Annotated in this window: 15 protein-coding genes and 5 pseudogenes; 9 read left to right on the top strand and 11 right to left on the bottom strand. The window is 60.5% G+C overall.

Annotated features, from left to right (window positions below; translation table 11 throughout):
* The first annotated feature begins 60 nt into the window (after positions 1-60).
* A complete protein-coding gene (locus J2858_RS21530; RefSeq protein WP_210106927.1) occupies positions 61-822 on the top strand; it encodes an SDR family NAD(P)-dependent oxidoreductase in 762 nt (253 codons plus the stop codon).
* 797 nt (positions 823-1619) lie between these two features.
* Here J2858_RS21530 and J2858_RS24175 read toward each other — a convergent pair.
* Positions 1620-1913, bottom strand: a pseudogene (locus J2858_RS24175) (hypothetical protein); the annotation flags it as partial.
* A 384-nt stretch (positions 1914-2297) separates the two neighbouring features.
* Here J2858_RS24175 and J2858_RS21525 point away from each other — a divergent pair.
* A complete protein-coding gene (locus tag J2858_RS21525; protein ID WP_210106926.1) occupies positions 2298-2888 on the top strand; it encodes a molybdopterin cofactor-binding domain-containing protein in 591 nt (196 codons plus the stop codon).
* A gap of 733 nt (positions 2889-3621) precedes the next feature.
* Here J2858_RS21525 and J2858_RS24165 read toward each other — a convergent pair.
* The 8 genes and pseudogenes from J2858_RS24165 to J2858_RS21485 form a co-directional block, all read right to left on the bottom strand.
* A pseudogene (locus J2858_RS24165) lies at positions 3622-3849 on the bottom strand (IS6 family transposase); the annotation flags it as partial.
* Positions 3850-3977: 128 nt separating this feature from the next.
* On the bottom strand, positions 3978-5702 hold the full coding sequence (locus J2858_RS21520) for an ABC transporter substrate-binding protein (RefSeq protein WP_210106925.1): 1725 nt from the start codon (positions 5700-5702) through the stop codon (positions 3978-3980).
* An 84-nt stretch (positions 5703-5786) separates the two neighbouring features.
* Positions 5787-6068, bottom strand: coding sequence for a DUF2160 domain-containing protein (locus J2858_RS21515; RefSeq protein ID WP_210106924.1), 282 nt, complete (start codon positions 6066-6068; stop codon positions 5787-5789).
* A 12-nt stretch (positions 6069-6080) separates the two neighbouring features.
* Positions 6081-6893 (bottom strand): carbohydrate ABC transporter permease, encoded by an 813-nt coding sequence (locus tag J2858_RS21510; protein WP_210106923.1) that lies wholly within the window; start codon positions 6891-6893, stop codon positions 6081-6083.
* A 3-nt stretch (positions 6894-6896) separates the two neighbouring features.
* Positions 6897-7784 (bottom strand): carbohydrate ABC transporter permease, encoded by an 888-nt coding sequence (locus tag J2858_RS21505; protein ID WP_210106922.1) that lies wholly within the window; start codon positions 7782-7784, stop codon positions 6897-6899.
* A gap of 3 nt (positions 7785-7787) precedes the next feature.
* Positions 7788-8870 (bottom strand): ABC transporter ATP-binding protein, encoded by a 1083-nt coding sequence (locus J2858_RS21500; RefSeq protein WP_210106921.1) that lies wholly within the window; start codon positions 8868-8870, stop codon positions 7788-7790.
* A complete protein-coding gene (locus J2858_RS21495) occupies positions 8871-9941 on the bottom strand; it encodes an ABC transporter ATP-binding protein (RefSeq protein WP_210106920.1) in 1071 nt (356 codons plus the stop codon).
* A gap of 524 nt (positions 9942-10465) precedes the next feature.
* Positions 10466-11227: a GntR family transcriptional regulator gene (locus tag J2858_RS21485; protein WP_210106918.1), complete on the bottom strand. Its 762-nt coding sequence runs from the start codon at positions 11225-11227 to the stop codon at positions 10466-10468.
* A 182-nt stretch (positions 11228-11409) separates the two neighbouring features.
* On the opposite strand from J2858_RS21485, the gene J2858_RS21480 reads away from it, so the two are divergent.
* The 6 genes from J2858_RS21480 to J2858_RS21455 all read left to right on the top strand — a co-directional run bounded on the left by J2858_RS21480 (position 11410) and on the right by J2858_RS21455 (position 17769).
* Positions 11410-12990 (top strand): ABC transporter substrate-binding protein, encoded by a 1581-nt coding sequence (locus tag J2858_RS21480; protein WP_210106917.1) that lies wholly within the window; start codon positions 11410-11412, stop codon positions 12988-12990.
* Positions 12991-12994: 4 nt separating this feature from the next.
* Positions 12995-14005, top strand: a complete 1011-nt coding sequence (locus J2858_RS21475; RefSeq protein WP_210106916.1) for an ABC transporter ATP-binding protein — start codon at positions 12995-12997, stop codon at positions 14003-14005.
* Positions 14002-15018, top strand: coding sequence for an ABC transporter ATP-binding protein (locus J2858_RS21470; protein ID WP_210106915.1), 1017 nt, complete (start codon positions 14002-14004; stop codon positions 15016-15018). Before J2858_RS21475 ends, J2858_RS21470 begins: the two co-directional genes overlap by 4 nt.
* A 1-nt stretch (position 15019) precedes the next feature.
* Positions 15020-15955 carry an ABC transporter permease gene (locus tag J2858_RS21465; protein ID WP_210106914.1) on the top strand — a complete coding sequence of 312 codons (936 nt, stop codon included), beginning with the start codon at positions 15020-15022 and terminating at the stop codon, positions 15953-15955.
* Positions 15956-16086: 131 nt separating this feature from the next.
* Entirely contained in the window at positions 16087-16902 is an 816-nt protein-coding gene (locus J2858_RS21460; protein ID WP_432443390.1) for an ABC transporter permease, read from the top strand.
* Between the two features lie 48 nt (positions 16903-16950).
* Complete coding sequence (locus tag J2858_RS21455) at positions 16951-17769, top strand: sugar phosphate isomerase/epimerase family protein (RefSeq protein WP_210106913.1); 819 nt, start codon at positions 16951-16953, stop codon at positions 17767-17769.
* A 148-nt stretch (positions 17770-17917) separates the two neighbouring features.
* On the opposite strand, the pseudogene J2858_RS21450 reads toward J2858_RS21455, so the two are convergent.
* Positions 17918-18226 (bottom strand): annotated as a pseudogene (locus J2858_RS21450) (tyrosine-type recombinase/integrase); the annotation flags it as partial.
* Positions 18227-18268: 42 nt separating this feature from the next.
* Positions 18269-18466 (bottom strand): annotated as a pseudogene (locus J2858_RS24160) (IS30 family transposase); the annotation flags it as partial.
* A 58-nt stretch (positions 18467-18524) separates the two neighbouring features.
* Here J2858_RS24160 and J2858_RS21445 point away from each other — a divergent pair.
* Positions 18525-19236, top strand: a pseudogene (locus J2858_RS21445) (IS3 family transposase); the annotation flags it as partial.
* Positions 19237-19326: the final 90 nt, after the last annotated feature.

The raw sequence follows: 19326 nt of genomic DNA, 5'->3' as shown, positions 1-19326 counted from the left end.
ATTACTCTATTTTTGAATCGATATGAAGCACGTATGTTTTCCGGGGAAAGGAGATCGATCATGAATGATACTCAGCGGATTGCCATTATCACCGGGGGCAGCAGAGGAATGGGTCGCGACACAGCGATGCGTCTGGCCCAAAAAGGGGTTGCTTCGATCATCACCTACAACAGCCGGAAAGACGAAGCTGAAAAGGTCGTCGCAGCCGTTCGTGAGGCCGGCGGGACGGCGGAGGCATTGCAATTGGACGTCGGCCGGGCCGGCACATTTGATGGGTTCGTCATCCAGGTTCGCAATACACTGGCTTCGCTTGGCGCCAGTAGCTTTGATTATCTCGTCAATAACGCAGGAACCTCATCAACAGCGACGCTGCAGAGTGGGACAGAAGAGGAGTTGGACGCACAGTTCGCAGTCCACTTCAAAGGTCCTTTCCTGCTGACGCAGAAGCTGCTGCCGCTGATGAACGACGGCGGTCGCATCGTCAATATTTCTTCCGGGCTTGCGAGATTCTCGTTCCCAGGGCGTACGATCTATGGACCCATGAAGGCGGCCGTTGAGGCACTGACCCGATATATGGCTCTGGAACTCGGGGAACGTCGTATCGCGGCGAACGTTGTCGCGCCCGGTGCTATAGCCACCGACTTCAGTGGTGGTGTCTTGCGCGACAACCCGGAGGTGGCGAAAGCATTAGCGTCCCATACTGCCCTGGGTCGTGTCGGCGGACCCGAAGATGTCGGTCCCGTGATCGCCGGCCTTCTCTCTGACGATTTCGGCTGGGTCAACGGCCAACGGATCGAGGTCGCCGGTGGAATTTATATCTGAATAACTCCTTCCCCTGAGCCATGCAGAGCATGGCTCAGGGGACAAAAGCTCCCCGTGGCATTGGCCACGGCACCTTACCAGGCGCGGCATGTTACGGCAGCTTCGAGACGAATGCCCCAGGCTTCTATAGCCCGCATGGGCTCGGAAGCGGTGATGAAGATTGCGCGCTCAACGGAAGCTATGTCTTCCGAGCTTCCAAGACTGGAGGGTGCGATCGCCCTCCCATATCGGCTAGTCTCGGGGAAGTAGCTGGCTGTACAGCGATGTTCGGCAAGAGCAAAACGACGGGGGGCGCCGGTTCACTGCCACTCAAGAGTTCGATCTGCCCGGCACTTGCCCAGGCATTTTCTCTGCTCAGCGCATCGGAGATGACCCCGATGACAGGACGCGCGACAGGGCTCCTTGATCAACGAGGTCTTTTACCATTGCGCTCGCGACGCTGACGATCCCAATAACATGAACTGCGAGGTTTATTTGCGAGGCGAGTTCGTGAACGACAGTCACATCAGAGGACGTGATCTGACCCTGTCGTCGGCGCATACCGGCGTCCAGCAATGATTGATCCGGTGATCTGGCTACCGCAGACGATCGTTCAGTGGTTCAGCAAGTCACTCGGGCTCTCGGGCGGCGGCCGGCCAGCCCGATAGGCAGGCGCTGCAAATAGAACTGCTGTCGAGTGAGGTGCGATCTGCACACCATGTCCTTCTCAAGGTGGTCGCCGAAGCGCAGGCCAGCGTCATAGGCCTACTTGAGGATATCTACCAGGCGCACGGATCGTCTTGAAATCCCGCTGCTCATCAGCTCCTTAAATTTACATATCCGTGGCGGCTAAGCGGACGCTTCCAAACCTGGTTCAGGATCTTGGCTGCGAGCGCGGCTTTGTCTTGCGGCAAGAAGCGACCGTAGTGCTGCTGTACCACATCCGGCGTATCCTGAATGGGGTGGCCCGCCTGCTCATTTGATACTTTCCGCTTGAGGATATGAGGGGCGAGGATATCTCACGGGCTATGTGGTCTATGCGGTAGCAAACCTTTGATGGCCCCAACTCCCGTCCAGGGATTGTAAATTCCGTATCGCTGAATAACCGTTCGCCGATCCTGTCAATCGGCACGCAAACTTGGGTCTGACTCATTCTCGATGATGTTTTGGATCCTACTGGCCTTGTTCTTGAAGGAGTATCAGCGCCATGCGAGCCTATTGTCAGCCTTCCGATTTAATGCCCGTCGAGTTGAACGTGGAGGCAGTGCATCACAGACCCGCTGTGATCGTCGTCACCGCACATGGTCAGGCCCGAGGTTGCAGGTGTCCCGAATACGGCGTTACCTCCCGTCGTGTTCAGTCGAACCTCCTCCGATAAGGATAAAACGGTCGTCTCTTTCAAGGCCAATGCATTCATCCGCGTCGACGGGCGTGGCAAAGTCATTATCACGATGCCGTCTGTCGAAATGGGCCAGGGAATCTAGACCGCCTTCGCGATGATCCTCGCTGACGAGCTCGATGTTCCAATCGGCGATGTGAGGGTCGAGCATTCGGGAGTGTCGGCAGAATATGCGAACCCCGTCTTTACTTTCCAGGCGACCAGGGGGTCCACTTCCGTGCGCGCCTGGTATATGCCGCTACGGCAAGCGGGAGCCGCGGCACGGCAAATGATGATTTCGTCGGCAGCCCGGCTGTGGAAGAGCGATCCATCGGACTGCTTCACAGAGAGCGGTGCGGTAGTACATCGGCCGTCCAATCGCAAACTGGCTTACGGCCAGCTCGTAGAGACGGCTTCGACAGAAGACCTGGCGACCGCCGCTGAGAGGGCGGGCTGGGGAGAGCGGCTTGGCTCGGGCAAGGGCGTCTCCGTAATCGAGGGCTTCGGGTCGTACCTCGCACAAGTCGTCGACGTATCGATCGGTGGCGACGGCAAGCTGAAGGCAGAGCGCGTGTTCTGCGCCGTCGACTGCGGCATAGCGATCAATCCTGATACCATCGCCGCCCAGATCGAAGGGGGCGTGATTTTCGGGCTGTCGGCCGCCCTTTGGACAAATCACCTTCAAAGCTGGCCGAGTGGCGCAGGGTAACTTCGATACTTATCGCGTGCTGCGCCATCGGGCAACTCCCGATATTGAGGTTCATCTAGTCCCGAGTTCGGAACCACCCGGTGGTATGGGCGAACCCAGTACGGCGGCGATCGCTCCGGCCCCGACCAATGCCATCTTCGCAGCTACGGGCCAGTGATTGCGCAGACTGCCGATCGCATCTTAGTTCAACATCTTAATAGGTCCTAAACTTGGTTGTCGCTGTCCCCGCAACGGGTGAGCTCGGTTCAACGAACGTGCTCGCATCCGGTCTTCTTTGCCTTTTCTCGCTTATTCTGGTAACTATCGGTATCGCTCTTGCCGTAGGAGGGGCGTACCTGCTATTCCTTGGGGCAGTGGTACTATCTTGCCGCTGGCGCGATGCTGTCCGCTTCCTCTTTTCTTTTTTGGTTCGGAAACGTTGTATCAATCGGCATCTTCGGTGCTGGAACCCCTAAGCGAGGAATTCGGCACTGAAATCTCCCTCGCGATTTCACTCCGGATTAGGGGAGGGGCCAACTAAATCCTGATGCCTTGGTCAGATTCACGCGGAAGCGATTCCGGCGGCGCTGATATTTGCGTGTCATCTCCGCTGCAGCATGACCGAGCTGCTTTTTGGAGGTAACGCTCGTCTACCTCAGCGGAGGAGGCTAAGCCCGCGCGAAGGGAATGCCCTGAGAATTTGAGAACGCGCTCGATCTCGCTGAAATCGCCACGAACGCCTGCGGCCATTGCATTTGTCACCAAGCCGACCGGACGAGCGTAGACGGGATCTCGTTGGCGATGGTTCGCCCGAATTTCGCCACCCAAAGCCGGACCGTCCGAAGCGAGACGATGATCCCACGGGCAGCCAGCAGGTCCTCCACCATTCCCAGACGGAGAGGGAAACGGAAATAGAGCTGCACGTGAGCAATGACCTCAGCGGGAAAGCGATGCGACGGTGGAGGGGATCTCGATCTGCCATGCCCACTGATCGCACAGCGGGCCTCACATTCCGTTAGGTTTATGTTGCCGATGTGATCCCCCTCTTGTCGAGGCAGCCTCCGAGCCGCCCGGCAAGGGGCGGCTCGGGCCTTTTTGGGGGGCAGAGCGTTATTTCTTCTGCCAGCTCTTGACCAGTTCGTCGTAATTAACAGTGACCGGCTTTTCCTTCTCGTTGGCGATCTTCAGCTGCGGAGCAAGGTGACCCTTGGCCACGGCATCCTTGTTCCAGTAAGCAAGATCGTGCTCTTCGGCGAGTTTCGGGCCGATATCGCCCTGCACGCCCGCACGTTCCAGACGCTGCAGCACCTTTTCCTGTTCGGCGCACAGCGAATCCATAGCTGCCTGCGCGGTCTTCGCACCGGAGGATGCATCACCGATCGCCTGCCACCACAGCTGGGCGAGCTTCGGATAATCGGGGACATTGGTGCCGGTCGGCGACCACTGCAGACGCGCCGGCGAGCGGTAGAACTCGACCAGACCGCCGAGTTTCGGCGCACGTTCGGTGAACGACTTGTGATCAAGGGTGGACTGGCGAATGAAGGTCAGGCCGACATGGCTCTTCTTGACATCCACGGTCTTCGACGTGACGAACTGGGCATAAAGCCAAGCCGCCTTGGCGCGGTCCTCCGGCGTGGACTTCATCAGCGTCCAGGAACCGGCGTCCTGATAACCGAGCTTCATTCCGTCCTTCCAGTAAACGCCATGCGGGCTTGGAGCAAAACGCCACTTGGGAGTGCCGTCCTCGTTAACGACGGGCAGGCCCGGCTTCACGAAATCCGCGGTAAAGGCGGTGTATGTGAACATCTGCTGGGCGATTTCGCCCTGGGACGGCACTGGCCCGGATTCCGAGAAGGTCATGCCCTGGGCAGCCGGAGGCGCGTATTTCTTCATCCAGTCGAGATACTTTTCTATGGAGTAGACCGCAGCCGGGCCATTGGTGTCGCCACCGCGCGCGACGCAAGAGCCAACAGGGCGTGACTTTTCATCAACCTTGATACCCCATTCATCGACCGGCAGGCCGTTCGGAATGCCCTTGTCGCCGTTGCCGGCCATGGAAAGCCAGGCATCGGTGAAGCGCCAGCCAAGCGAGGGGTCCTTCTTGCCGTAGTCCATGTGTCCATAGACCTTTTTGCCACCGATCTCGCGGCCGGTGAAGAACTCGGCGATATCCTCATAGGCCGACCAGTTGACCGGCACGCCGAGATCATAGCCGTATTTTGCCTTGAAATCGGCCTTGTTCTTCGCGTCGTTGAACCAGTCGTAGCGGAAGAAATAAAGGTTGGCGAATTGCTGAGTTGGCAGCTGGTAGAGCTTTCCGTCCGGCGCGGTGGTGAAGGACTTGCCGATGAAGTCGTTGATATCGAGGTTCGGATTGGTGACCGCCTTGCCTTCGTTCGCCATCCATTCCGTCAGGTTGCGGACCTGCTTGTAACGCCAATGGGTTCCGATAAGGTCGGAGTCATTGACGTAAGCGTCATAGATATTCTCCTTGGACTGCATCTGCGTCTGCAGCTTTTCGACGACGTCGCCTTCGCCGATCAGATCATGCGTGATCTTGATGCCGGTGATCGCGGTGAAGGCGGGTGCCAGCACCTTGGATTCGTATTCATGGGTGGTAATCGTTTCCGAGACCACCTTGATGTCCATGCCGGCAAAGGGTTTTGCCGCATCGATGAACCACTGCATTTCCTTCTCCTGGGCGGCACGATCGAGGACGGACATGTCCTTGATCTCCTTGTCCAGGAAGGACTTGGCGGCGTTCATGTCGGCAAATGCCGCGCCGCTGGTTGCCAGCAGCAAGGCTGCGGTCGTGGTCAAAAGTTGCTTTCGCATAGTCATCCTCCCGAAGTTTGCGAATGCAGTTTCCGTCCAATCCGGAACAGGCAGCCTCCCGCCGCCTGCACCGGCAATCCGGCCCTAGACGAAGCGGAATACGCCGATGGCGTAGACCACGGACAGGGCAAGAGCCCACCATAGGTTCGGCCCCCCAAGGCCGAGCCAGGCAAGATGAATGAAGGCAGATCCCAGCAGCGAGATGAACAGGCGGTCGCCACGCGTCGTCTCAAAGCGCAGGATACCCACGCGCGGGCTGCCGCCCGGCCTAACAAATTCCCAAACGCCCATGGCGGCGATCAGGCAGAAGATTACGATGAAGAAGAGCGCCGTCGGCAGCGTCCAGGCCATCCAGGAAAAGTCCATCGGAACCTCCTCTCACACGCGACCGAGGGCAAAGCCCTTGGCGATGTAGTTGCGGACGAAATAGATGACGAGGGCGCCGGGGATGATGGTCAGCACGCCGGCTGCCGCCAGCACGCCCCAGTCCATACCGGAGGCGGAGACCGTGCGCGTCATTGTCGCTGCGATCGGCTTGGCATCTGTCGTCGTCAGCGTCCGCGCGATCAGCAGTTCCACCCACGAGAACATGAAGCAGAAGAAGGCCGCCACCCCGATGCCGGAGGCGATCAGCGGCATGAAGATCTTCACGAAGAACTTCGGAAATGAATAGCCGTCGATATAGGCGGTCTCGTCGATTTCCTTCGGCACCCCGGACATGAAGCCTTCCAGGATCCACACCGCCAGCGGCACGTTGAACAGGCAATGGGCAATGGCCACCGCAATATGCGTGTCGATCAGGCCGAAGGCGGAGTAGAGCTGGAAGAAGGGCAGGGCGAACACGGCCGGCGGTGCCATGCGGTTGGTCAGCAGCCAGAAGAACAGATGGCTGTCGCCCAGAAACCGATAGCGCGAAAAGGCGTAGGCTGCGGGGAGGGCCGCCAGCACGGATATCACCGTGTTCATCGCCACATAGGTGATGGAGTTGATATAGCCACCATACCAGGACGGATCGGAAAAAATGACGCTGTAATTGCGCAGCGTCGGTTGTGTCGGCCAGAGCGAAAACGCCCCGACGATCTCGCTGTTTTCCTTGAAGCTCATGTTGACGAGCCAGTAGATCGGCAACAGCAGGAAGACGATATAAAGTGTCAGGATCAGGCCGGAGCGAAGCGAGCGGGTCTCATGCATGGCTCATTCTCCCTTCGGCACGCCGGTATCGGCAGCGTCGCTCTGGGTCATCACGGTGTAAAAGACCCAGGAAAGCAAAAGGATGATCAGGAAGTAGATGATCGACATGGCCGCAGCAGGCCCGAGGTCGAACTGGCCGACCGCCATCTTCACCAGATCGATGGAGAGGAAGGTCGTGGCATTGCCCGGCCCGCCGCCCGTCACCACGAAGGGCTCGGTATAGATCATGAAACTGTCCATGAAGCGCAGCAGGACGGCAATCAACAGAACCCGCTTCATCTTCGGCAGTTGGATGTATCGAAAGACCGAGAAGCGTGACGCGCCATCGATGCGGGCAGCCTGGTAATAGGCATCGGGAATGGAGACGAGACCGGCATAGCACAGCAACACGACGAGGCTCGTCCAGTGCCAGACGTCCATCACGATGATGGTAATCCAGGCATGGGTAGCATTCTGAACGTAGTTGTAATCAATGCCCATGGCTGCCAGCGTGTGGCCGAGCAGGCCGATATCGACGCGCCCGAATACCTGCCAGATTGTGCCGACCACATTCCACGGAATGAGCAGCGGCAGTGCCATCAGCACCAGGCACACCGGCACGCCAAGGCCCTTTTTCGGCATGTTGAGCGCGATGAAGATACCGAGCGGAATCTCGATTGCCAGGATAATCATCGAGAAGACGAGGTTGCGCCAGAGGGCGGCCCAGAAGCGATCCGAATGGAGCGTCTGCGTAAACCAATCGGTGCCTGCCCAGAAGAATTCGTTATTTCCGAAGGTATCCTGAACCGAATAGTTCACCACGGTCATCAGCGGTATAACTGCGGAAAACGCCACGAGCAGCAGCACCGGCAGCACGAGAAACCAGGCCTTGTTGTTCCAGGTCTTGTCCATGGGTCACGCCCTCCCGCTCATGGCGTAATCCACCCGCCAGCTATCGGCATAGATATGGATCGCGGCGGGGTCGAAACGCAGCATTGCGTCGGCCGGTATTTCCTGATCTTCCCGCAGCACCAGCGAAATCGGCTGACCCGAGAACGAAGCTCGGACAATCTTCTGCCGGCCAATATCCTCCACCTTGCGAATGGTAACGGGCAGCCCCTCGCGAGCGAGCGACAGGAATTCAGGGCGGATGCCGAGTTCTGTTTTCATGGCGCCCGCAAGCACCGGCATACCCGACAGGGCGATGCGCATGTCGCCAATGACGGCTTCCGAACCGTCCAGGCCTGCGGCCAAAACATTCATCCCCGGAGAGCCGATGAAATAGCCCACAAAGGTGTGCTTGGGCCTGTCGAACAATTCCGCCGGCGTGCCGATCTGAACGATCTGGCCATCATACATCACCACCACCTTGTCGGCAAAAGTCAGCGCCTCCGTCTGATCATGCGTGACATAGACCATGGTGAAACCGAATTGACGGTGAAGCTGCTTCAGCTGCGTGCGCAGCACCCACTTCATATGCGGATCGATGACGGTGAGTGGTTCGTCGAACAGGATCGCATTGACATCGGACCGCACGAGGCCGCGGCCGAGCGAGATCTTCTGCTTCTGGTCGGCTGTGAGGCCGCGGGCCTTGCGGTTCGCCCAGCTCTCCAGATCGATCATTTTGAGGATCGCACGCACGCGGGCATCGATTTCCGCATCTGGCACATGGCGATTTCTGAGCGGAAAGGCGAGGTTGTCATGGACGGTCATCGTGTCGTAGACGACCGGGAACTGGAAGACCTGCGCGATGTTGCGCGCTTCCGTCGGAAGGTTGGTGACATCCGTTTCGCCGAACAGGATGCGGCCCTCCGAGGGCTGCAGAAGGCCGGAGATGATGTTGAGAAGCGTGGTCTTGCCGCAACCGGAAGGGCCGAGCAGGGCGTAAGCGCCGCCGTCCTCGAAATCGTGATGAACCTCCTTCAGGGCATAGACCGGGTTTGCGAGCCCCTTCGGGCCATAGGCGTGGCGAAGATGATCGAGTGAAATGCGTGCCATTCACGCCTCCCTGCCGACGGTGCGGCCTGCAGCGTCGAAGGCCATCAAATGCCGTCTGTCGAGATAGACGGTAACCTGCTGATCTGCCTCCACCTCATGAATGCCATGAGCGAGCATGACCCAGCGGGCCTCGCCGATGTCGAGATGAACAAAACTTTCCGATCCCGAAATTTCCGAAATCATCGAGCGGACTTTAAGAGCGCTTGCGTCTGCGCGGTCGCCATCAGGAGACAGGTGGTGCGGCTGGAAGGCGAGCGTCACAGGCCCCTGCGGCACATTGGCAAGATGAGAGGGAACGGTAATGCTCTGACCGCTCATGATGAGGAAATCCTCACCCCGGCGCTCCGCCTCCACCGTGTTGAGCGGGGGATCGGCGAAGGTTCTTGCCGTCTTCAGATCTTGCGGGCGACGATAGACCTCAATCGTCGGGCCGAACTGGGTAATGCGGCCTTCCGACAGGGTCGCCGTATTCCCGCCGAGCAGCAGGGCTTCGGACGGTTCGGTTGTTGCATAAACGAAGATGGCGCCGGACTCGGCAAAGATCTTCGGGAGCTCCTCGCGCAGTTCCTCACGCAGCTTGTAATCGAGATTGGCCAAGGGTTCATCCAGCAGCACGAGGCTTGCCTGCTTGACGATCGCGCGGGCAAGCGCGGTGCGCTGCTGCTGCCCGCCTGAAAGGTTGAGCGGCGTCCGCTCCAGATAAGGTGTGAGCTTCAAAAGGTCGGCCGCCCGACGCACCTGCCGGTCGACCTCCTGATTGTTCAACTTCCGAATGCGCAACGGAGAGGCGATATTCTCGTATACGGTGAGCGCCGGATAATTGATGAATTGCTGATAGACCATGGCGACGGAGCGGTCCTGCACCCGAACGCCGGTCACATCCTTGCCGTCGAAATACAATTGGCCGGACGTGGGCTTGTCCAGACCTGCCATCAACCGCATCAGAGACGTCTTGCCTGACAGCGTCGGCCCCAGCAGCACATTCAGCGAACCGCGCTGCAGCGTCAATGTCGTCGGGTGGATATGCGTATCCCCCGCGACAACCTTCGAAAGACTGCGTAATTCCAACATATGCGTCAGGCCTCCCAACCCGGCGACATACCGCTTTCAATTTAGATAACCGCCTGGCACTTACCGAATGGGGGTGCCGGGCAAAATTCGCTTCTCCAGATCCCTTGCCCATCCAGAGCTTGAGGCACCCTAACCGCCTGCGAGTAACCGTTCAGCGTCCCGGCACAGATGCACGCTCATTACCCCTCCGTGCGATAGTTCTGTGTAGACGCGAAACTAATAGCATGAGAAGCGAAATTTAAACGAATGTCAAACGAATGTTGACTTCCCCGACAGTCGCCGGGCCGGCGCACTGGTTGATCGGCGGCGACATTGCCGGGTGGTGGTCGATCATTCGTCATCTACAGACATCCCAATCGCATCGAGCGGTGCTTCAACCGAATGAAGTACGTCCGCCGCTTGGGCATCCGCTACGACCGCAGGACCATTCACTGCGAGGGATTCGTCAACCTCGCAGCCCCGACAACCTGGTGACGCTGAATGTCGATTGGTCCTCAAGCGACACGAGCCCAGTTGCGCTCTGTTTATCCCTGCTCGCCACTTCGAAAAGACAGCCGGATGCGCTGGCTGTTCATGACGGCCTTCTGGCATTCGAGCAGAACGCCGTTGTCGATCCCCCCCGCCGAGTGCACCAGCAGCACCGGTGCATTGGCGGGGCTCTGCAACAGGCTTGCCTCGCGCTCCGTCGGCAGCCGCGCTTCGACGGTGGTCGAGACACGTCGCAATTGCCCGAGACCCTCGCGGCGCGCGACCAGCGTCAGCGAGTTGGCCTCTTTCAGCTTTCGCTCGAGATCCTCGATCAGATCCGCACGAATGTGGCGAACCGTCAGGATGAACGGCACGTCGTCGCCCAGGATCAGATCGGTGGCCCGCAGGAGCGGGTGGCCGGGTTCAACCTTCAGGATGCGGGCAATCTCTTCGTCGGCTTTCGTGTACTCGCTGTCCAGAAGCTTCACGGCGGAGCGCACGCCCTGCCGGTCCAGCACGTCGCGAAAGCGCGAGGTGGCCTCCACCTCATAGGTCATTCCTCTTTGCATCACGAAGGAGCCGCGCCCGTTCACGCTGCGGATCAGGCCCTCCTGCGACAGCGCCAGATAGGCGCGCCGAACCGTGTTGCGGCTGACGCCATATTCCTCCGACAGATCGAATTCAGGCGGCACCTTGCCGCCGGCCTGCAATTCTCCCACCAGAATGGCCTTCTTCACGGCCTCATAGACTCTGAACCACTGCGGCTCCATCAATTGCCCCAACCCCTGAATTTCACTAGCTGTACCTACAGCTGTCATGCGCACTTCACAATGACCGCTTAAGAAATTCGCATGCGGCGGGGCACATGAAGCGTGTGCGTTTCCCGCCGGACAACGAACATCATCGTCTCTTTGTCGCCGACGCTTGAACACGCCGGACGCGGGTTGCCGCGTTCTTGCGGCTCGTCCCTTTTGCTTGCCATTTTCAGAAGGCCAAGAAAATGACTGGAATCACCCGTCGCCATCTTCTTTCCCTGTCGGCCGCATCCACGGCCGCCCTTGCCATGCCGCGATTTGCCGCCGCACAGTCCGGCGATCGCCCGGCTGTCACTGTTGCCGTGCAGCGCATCTCCAACTCCAACACGCTGGAGATGCTGACGGAACAGTCGAATGTCGGCACCCGCATCTATACAAGCTATGCCGAAACGCTGATCGGCAACAACTGGATCGGCGACATGGCGCTGCAGCCGCAGCTTGCCACGTCCTGGAAGCGCGTCGACGACATGACCGTGGACGTGGACCTGCGCGAAGGCGTCAAGTTCCACAATGGCGATGTGATGACCGCCGAAGACGTGGCCTTCTCCTATGGTCCGGAGCGGATGTGGGGTGGCAGCACGGTCGAGGTTCCGGATAACGTCAAGGTCGTGGCGCGGCAGGCCCTTCCGGCCTTCGAGCGCATCGAAGTGCTCGGGCCGCACAAGATCCGCATGCACAATTCCTCGATCGACCCGGTTCTGGAAGGCCGCCTCTCGGCAGCCATCGGCATGATCGTCAGCAAGCGGGCCTTCATGGAATCCAAGAGCTGGATGGACTGGGCACGCAAGCCGATCACGACGGGTCCCTATGTGATCACGGACTACAAGCCGGATTCCGTGCTGACACTTTCCGCTTTCGACGATCATTGGGAAGGCCGCCCGCCGCTGCGCCAGGTCCGCTTCGTTGAAACGCCGGAGACGGCATCGCGTATCAACCTGCTGCGCTCGGGCGGTGCGGATTTTGCCTGCGATATCCCCCCGGACCAGATTGCGACCGTTGAAGCCGACAAGCGCTTCAAGGTGGTCGGCGGACCGATCAACAACACGCGTTACACGGTCTTCAACAAGTCGCATCCGGTGCTCGCCAACCCGCTGATCCGCCAGGCGCTGACCCATTCCGTCGACCGCAACCTGATCGTCGAAGCGCTGTGGAGCGGGCGCACCGAGGTGCCGCGCGGCCTGCAGTGGTCCTTCTACGGCGATTTCTACATCACCGACCACGAGAACCCCGCCTATGATCCGGACAAGGCGCGCATGCTTCTGCGCAAGGCCGGCTATAACGGCGAGCCGATCCCTTACCGTGTGCTGAACGACTATTATACCGCCCAGACCGCGACTGCGCAGATCAACACGGAAAACTGGCGCGCCGTCGGCCTCAACATCAAGCTGCAGATGGTCGAAAACTGGGGCCAGATTCAGGAAGGCGGCCCGGAAACCCGTGGCATTCACGACTGGTCGGCCGCCGCCAGCCTGCCCGATCCTTACGTCCAGATGTCCGGCTCCTGGGGCCCGCTCGGCTCGCCCTGGAAGAGCAATCAGTGGCGCAACGAGGAATTCGGAAAGCTGTCGCAGGAACTCGGCAGCAGCACGGACAAGGCGCGCCGCATCGCCGTCTGGCGCCGCATGCTGCAGATCATCGAGATCGAAGATCCGGCCTATGTGGTCCTGCACCGCAACGCCTCCTTCACCGCCAAGCGTGCCGACATCAAGTGGACGCCCGCCCAGTCCTTCGTGATGGATTTCCGCCGTCATAACTGGAGCGCGTGAACTGATGGCCTTCATCGAGATCGAAAACCTATCGGTTGCGTTTGGACGATCGATGGCGCTTCGCGGCATCAACCTGTCCGTCGAGCGCGGCGAGGCGGTCGGGCTGGTTGGAGAATCCGGTTGCGGGAAATCGGTGACCTGGCTTGCAGCCCTTGGGCTCTTGCCGGCGTCTGCCACCGTGCGCGGCTCCGTCTGGCTGGATGGCAAGGACATCCTCGGCGCTCCGAAGGCACGGCTCGAGCCGGTGCGTGGCGGCCGGATTGCCATGATCTTCCAGGATCCGGCAGCAAGCCTCAATCCCGTCCACCGGATCGGGCGGCAGATCGGGGAGGCCCTGACGTTACATCGTCGCATGAAGGGCGAGCAGGCGAGGGCCGAGGTCATCCGCCTGATGGATCAGGTCGGCATTCCCGATGCGAAGAACCGGTTCAATGCCTACCCGCATGAACTTTCCGGAGGTCAGAACCAGCGTGTGATGATTGCCATGGCACTGGCCGGCGAACCGGAATTGCTGGTAGCCGACGAGCCGACCACGGCGCTCGATGTCACCATTCAGGCGCAGATCCTCGATCTGCTGACCACGCTTCGCCGCGACACCGGCATGGCGATGGTGCTGATCTCGCATGATCTCGGGGTCGTCTCGGAAACCTGCTCGCGCATTGCCGTCATGTATGCCGGCCGCATCGTGGAAGAGGCGCCGAGCGAGCGGATGTTCAGCCATCCGAGCCATCCCTACACCCGGGGCCTTCTTGGCTCGCTACCGCCGCTGACCGGCCCGCGGCAGAGGCTGGTCGCCATTCCCGGCAGCGTGCCGGAGGCGGCACGCATGCCGAAGGGATGCGCCTTTGCCCCGCGCTGCGGACTGTCCACCGAATTGTGCACCGACGTTGATCCGACGGCGCTGCCCATGGCCGACGAACACAACGCAGCCTGCATATTTGCCAAGCCCTACCAGGCTGATATTCACCTGGTGCGCGATCGGTCTGCCTTTATCCGCGAGAGGGCGATGCAATGACGGGCGGTACTGCCGACCTGTTGGACGCGTGCGATCTCGCCCGCAGCTACATGATACGCCGCGGGCTCTTGGGGCGCTCAACGGCTGTGCGCGCCGTGGACGGCGTGTCTCTCAAGCTCGCACGCGGCGAGACGCTGGGTCTCGTCGGCGAATCCGGCTGCGGCAAATCCACGACTGCGCGGCTGGTGCTCGGCATCGAACCGCCGGATGAAGGTGTCGTGCGCTTCGACGGTGCTGCCATGCCCAGAAGCGGCACTTCCGCCTGGGCCACTTTACGCCGCCGCATGCAGATGGTCTATCAGGATCCGCTCCAAGCGCTGGATAAGCGCTTGACCATAGGCACGCAGATCGCCGAGCCGCTTGATATTCACCGCATCGGAACGCCAGCCGAACGCGAGCAGCGGGTCGCCGCCGTGATGGCCGAGGTCGGTCTGCAGCCGCATCATGCCGGACGCCATCCGCAATCCCTGTCCGGCGGCCAGCGCCAGCGCGCCGTGATTGCCCGGGCGCTGGTGACCAATCCGGATCTTCTCGTCTGCGACGAGCCGATCAGTGCGCTCGACGTGTCGATCCAGGCGCTGGTGCTCAACCTTTTGATGGACCTGCAGGAACGCTCCGGCATGGGCATGCTGTTCGTCAGCCACGATCTGCGCGCCGTGCGCCAGATCAGCCACCGGGTCGCGGTGATGTATCTCGGCCGGATCGTGGAGGAGGGGGAGCCGGATGCGGTGCTGCACGAGCCGGCCCACCCCTATACGCAGGCACTTGTCTCGGCCATTCCGCACCCCGGCAAGACCGCAAGCCGCGTGATCCTGCAGGGCGATCCGCCCAATCCGGCCAATCGTCCGACGGGTTGCGCTTTCCATCCCCGCTGTCCGGTTGCGACCGCCACCTGCCGCACTGAGACGCCGGACCTGAAGCCGCGCGCCAGCGATGGACGCCGCGTCGCCTGCCATGTGGCGCATGGGGAAGCGTCCTCTGCCCGCGCGCCCGCTTCGCTGGAGACCTGCTGAGATGCTGCATTACGTTCTTTCCCGGCTGCTGCGTGCTGCCGTCAGCATCGTGATGGTCGTCACCTTCGTCTTCGTCGTGCTGCGCATGTCCGGCGACCCGGCAACGGTGATCATGGGAGCAGACGCACCGCCGGAAGCCATCGATGCCTTCCGCAAGGCCTGGGGGCTCGATCAGCCGGTGTGGATCCAGTATTTCGCCTTCTTCGAGGCCGTGTTCAGCGGCGAGCTCGGACGCTCGATGCGCGACGGGCGCGACGTCGTCGCCGTGGTGCTGGAGCGGGTGCCCTCGACGCTGTCGCTGACAGTTCCGGCCTTTCTCATCAATATCGCGGTCGGCATTCCGGCCGGCGTCCATGCGGCGCTGCATCGCAATTCGCTGATCGACCGCTGCGTGATGGTGATGGCGGTGACGGGCTTTGCGGTGCCGTCCTTCATCCTTGCCATGCTGCTGGTCCTGATCTTTTCCGTCAATCTCGGCTGGCTGCCGTCTGCCGGTCAGGACAGCTGGCTGAATGCCATCCTGCCGATTGCCACCATGGGCTTCGGCGGAGCGGCACTTCTGGCCCGCTTTACCCGCAGCGCCATGCTGGAAGTGCTCGGCCAGTCCTATATCCGCACGGCGAGCGCCAAGGGGCTGCCCTGGCCGGCAGTGGTCTGGCGTCATGCGCTACAGAATGCGGCGATCCCCACCATCACCATCATCGGCTTCATGCTGGGCGGCCTTGTGGCGGGCGCCGTCGTGGTGGAAAGCGTCTTCTCCTGGCCGGGTGTCGGGCGCCTGCTGGTGGTCTCCGTCGCCAATCGCGATCTCGCCGTGGTGCAGGCCATCGTGCTGATGATCGCGATGACCATGGTGGCCGCGAACATGGTGGTCGATGTGCTCTACGGTCTCGTCGATCCGCGCATGCAGGGCCAGGCGAGGGGCGCGCGCCGATGATGATGTCGTTCGCTCGTCTGCCGCATCATTCCTGAAGGAGCCCTCTGATGGTCGATACCACCTCTTCTTCCGCCACAACCGGCGGCTCGCTGATGGCTCGGTTTCTGTCGCGCTTTGGAAGCACGAACCGCATGCCGATCCTGATCGTGATCGCGATCCTGTGGCTCGTTCTGATGCTCGCGATTGCCCTATCCGCCGACCTGATCTCGCCCTACCGTTTCACGCAGATGGACCTGCGCAATCGGCTGAGCCTGCCGGTCTTCATGGGGGGCAGCTGGGCTCATGTGCTGGGCACTGATGAACTCGGCCGCGATGTGCTGTCGCGCCTCATCACCTCGATCCGCATGAGCCTGCTGATTGCTTTCGGCGCCACCATCATCGGCGCGGTGATCGGGGTGACGCTCGGCTTCGTCGCGGCGCATTTCCGCGGGCTCATCGAACAGGCCGTTCTGGCGCTGGTGGATTTTTCCGCCGCCATTCCCTTCCTGGTGCTGGCGCTCGCCGTGCTCGCCTTCTTCGGCAATTCACTGGTGCTGTTCGTCTGCCTGCTGGGCTTTCACGCTTGGGAACGCTATGCGCGCATCGCCCGTGGGCTTGCGATCAGCGGCAAGATGCATGGTTACGCGGCGGCCGTGCATCAGCTGGGGGCTTCGCCCTGGCGCCTCTATGGCCGGCATATCCTGCCCAATATCGCCTCCACCCTGATCGTCTCGATGACGCTCGCCTTCCCGGAGATCATCCTGCTGGAAAGCGGGCTTTCCTTCCTCGGGCTCGGCATCCAGCCGCCGGACACCTCGCTCGGCAACATGGTCGGCTTCGGACGCGAATATCTCTCGTCCGCGCCGTGGATCATGCTGGCGCCGGCCTTCGTCATCACCGTCACGGCGCTTTGCGTCTCACTCCTCGGCGACTGGCTGCGCGACCGGCTGGACCCGACCCTTTCCTGATTTCCCTCCCCAAGCAGCATGTTTGCTCGATAACATAAGGACTGACCCATGTCTGAACTGCCCATCCTCGGTGCCGCCATGACGTTGAAGGACGTTGAACTGAACCGCGACTGGCTTCTGGAAAAGCCGCGCGATCTCGAACTGCAGGATTTCGTTCCGGCCGAGGTTCTCTCCGGCGACTGGCAGCCGCTGGTGGACGGTGCGAAGCAGCTTCTCGACGGTCATCAGGGCCGGCTTGGCATGCACGGCCCCTTCATGGGCCTGAACGTCGCCTCTGCCGACCCGGATATCCGCGCCGTCGTGGCACGCCGCATGGAGCAGGCGCTCGACGTAGCCGCCGCGCTCGACATCACCCAGATCGTCATCCACAGCCCTTACACGACCTGGATGCACAACAATCTCGACAACTGGCCGGAGCAGCGCGAACGCGTGATGGAAGCGACGCACCAGACGCTCGATGCCGCCGTCAAGCGCGCCGAGAACCAGGGCTGCGTCTTCGTGCTGGAAAACATCGAGGACAAGGACCCCGCCGATCGTCGCCGTCTCGTTGAAGACTTCAACTCGCCGGCCTTCGCGCTGTCTATCGATACCGGCCACGCACATTACGCGCATGGTTCCACCGGTGCGGCCCCGGTCGATTACTTCGCCCATGATGCCGGCAACCTGCTGCAGCATGTCCATCTGCAGGATGCCGACGGTTTTGCTGACCGTCACTGGCCGCTCGGTCATGGCACCGTCAACTGGCGTGCGCTCTTTGCCCGCCTCTCGGTCATCACGTCGAACCCGCGCCTGATCATCGAGATCCGCGACAAGAGCCAGATCCAGGCCTCTGCCGCTCATCTCGAGATGCTGGGCCTTGCGCAGTAACCTACGCGCCAAGATGGGCGAGGGCCGGCCGGCGGTCGGATCTTCGCCTGTCTTTTGCGGCGGGTGAAGATCCGTGCAAACGGGTACCTCAGGTATGTGTCAAAGCTGCTTTTATGCAGCCGTATCAGATGTTTTCGGTCATCATTTCCTAAAGGAGCCTTGCGGCCCTGCCGCTGCGCCTGGTGGCGGTGTTATAATATTCCGAGGCCTGCTGGACCGAACGATGCCGTGACTGCTCCATCGCTTCAGGCAGAGGGATGCCGCGATTGGCGGCTTCAGTGAGGTAGCCTGAGCGCAGCCCATGTGCCGAGAACCCTCTGGGATCGAGGCCGGCCCTCTCGGCGCGCTGCTTGACGATGTCGTTGGTGGCTTTTGGATCCAGCGCCCGCTTGGCAACATTGGCCCAGCGATCGATTGCCCGGAACACGCTGCCGCCTTCAATCCGAGCCGCAATGAGTTGTCAGTTCATGCTGAAGTGCGACTTGCGGGCAAGGTGAAGCTAATCGGCATGCCTCAATTGAGCGAGTAGTTTCTTGCGCAAGACTTCTGCTGGGGTTCGACAGCCAAGGCAATTGCGCGGCGTGCTGTTGAGCCGGTTGCAGACTTCGACCAGATCGGTATCGCTGATGGATAGCGGATCGACTTCCCTCGAAAGTCATTTCCTGGCTCGATCGTTGGTGTTCTCGACCGCGCCTTTGAATAGCCCCTAGATTTATAGACGCCTTCTTTCCTAATTTTGAGGCAAGAAGAGCATCATGAGCAAATCGAATTTCAGCGAAGAATTTAAGCGCGACTCTGTGCGTCAGATCACGGAGCGAGGCTATCCGGTTGCGGAGGTTTCGCAACGCCTCGGCGTGAGCCAGCATTCCCTGTATGAATGGAAGAAGTTTGCGGCCTCGAATGCCAAGGGCAACGACGAGACCGAGGAGATCAGGCGGCTGAAAAAGGAATTGGCTCGCGTCACGGAGGAGCGCGACATCCTAAAAAAAGCAGCCGCGCATTTCGCCAGGGATGCAAAGTGATAGTTGAGCGTTCATTGCCCTGCATCGCCTGCAGTTTTCGGTGCGGACGATGTGCCGCCTTCTGCGGGTTCATCCCAGTGGATTTTACGCCTGGTTGAAGAGCCCGCTGAGCAGGCGAGCCAACGAGGACAAGCGACAGACCGATCTGCTCCTAAAGGCATGGGAAGAGAGCGGCAAGGTCTACGGTTATCGCAAGCTGCACGACGACCTTATCGACCAGGGAGAGATGTGCTGCCCGAACCGGATCGCGCGTCTGACCCGTCTCGCGGGGATCAAGGCGCAGATTGGCTACAAGCGCCGTCCCGGCATCTATGGCGGCAGGCCTGCCGTCGCTATCGACAATACGCTCGATCGGCAATTCGACGTGGCGGCTCCGGACAAGGCCTGGGTCACGGACATCACCTACATCCGAAGCTGCGAGGGCTTCGCTTACCTTGCGGTGATCTGACCCCTTCAAACTGGACCATTTTTGGCTAGAGTTTTCCGGTGCATTTTCCTGGCTGGGAAAGGAACGGAAGAGGATGAAGGCATCGCA

The organism is Neorhizobium galegae, assembly GCF_017877135.1.
Classification (GTDB): Bacteria; Pseudomonadota; Alphaproteobacteria; order Rhizobiales; family Rhizobiaceae; genus Neorhizobium; species Neorhizobium galegae_A.
This window is presented reverse-complemented; position numbering and strand designations above follow the sequence as displayed.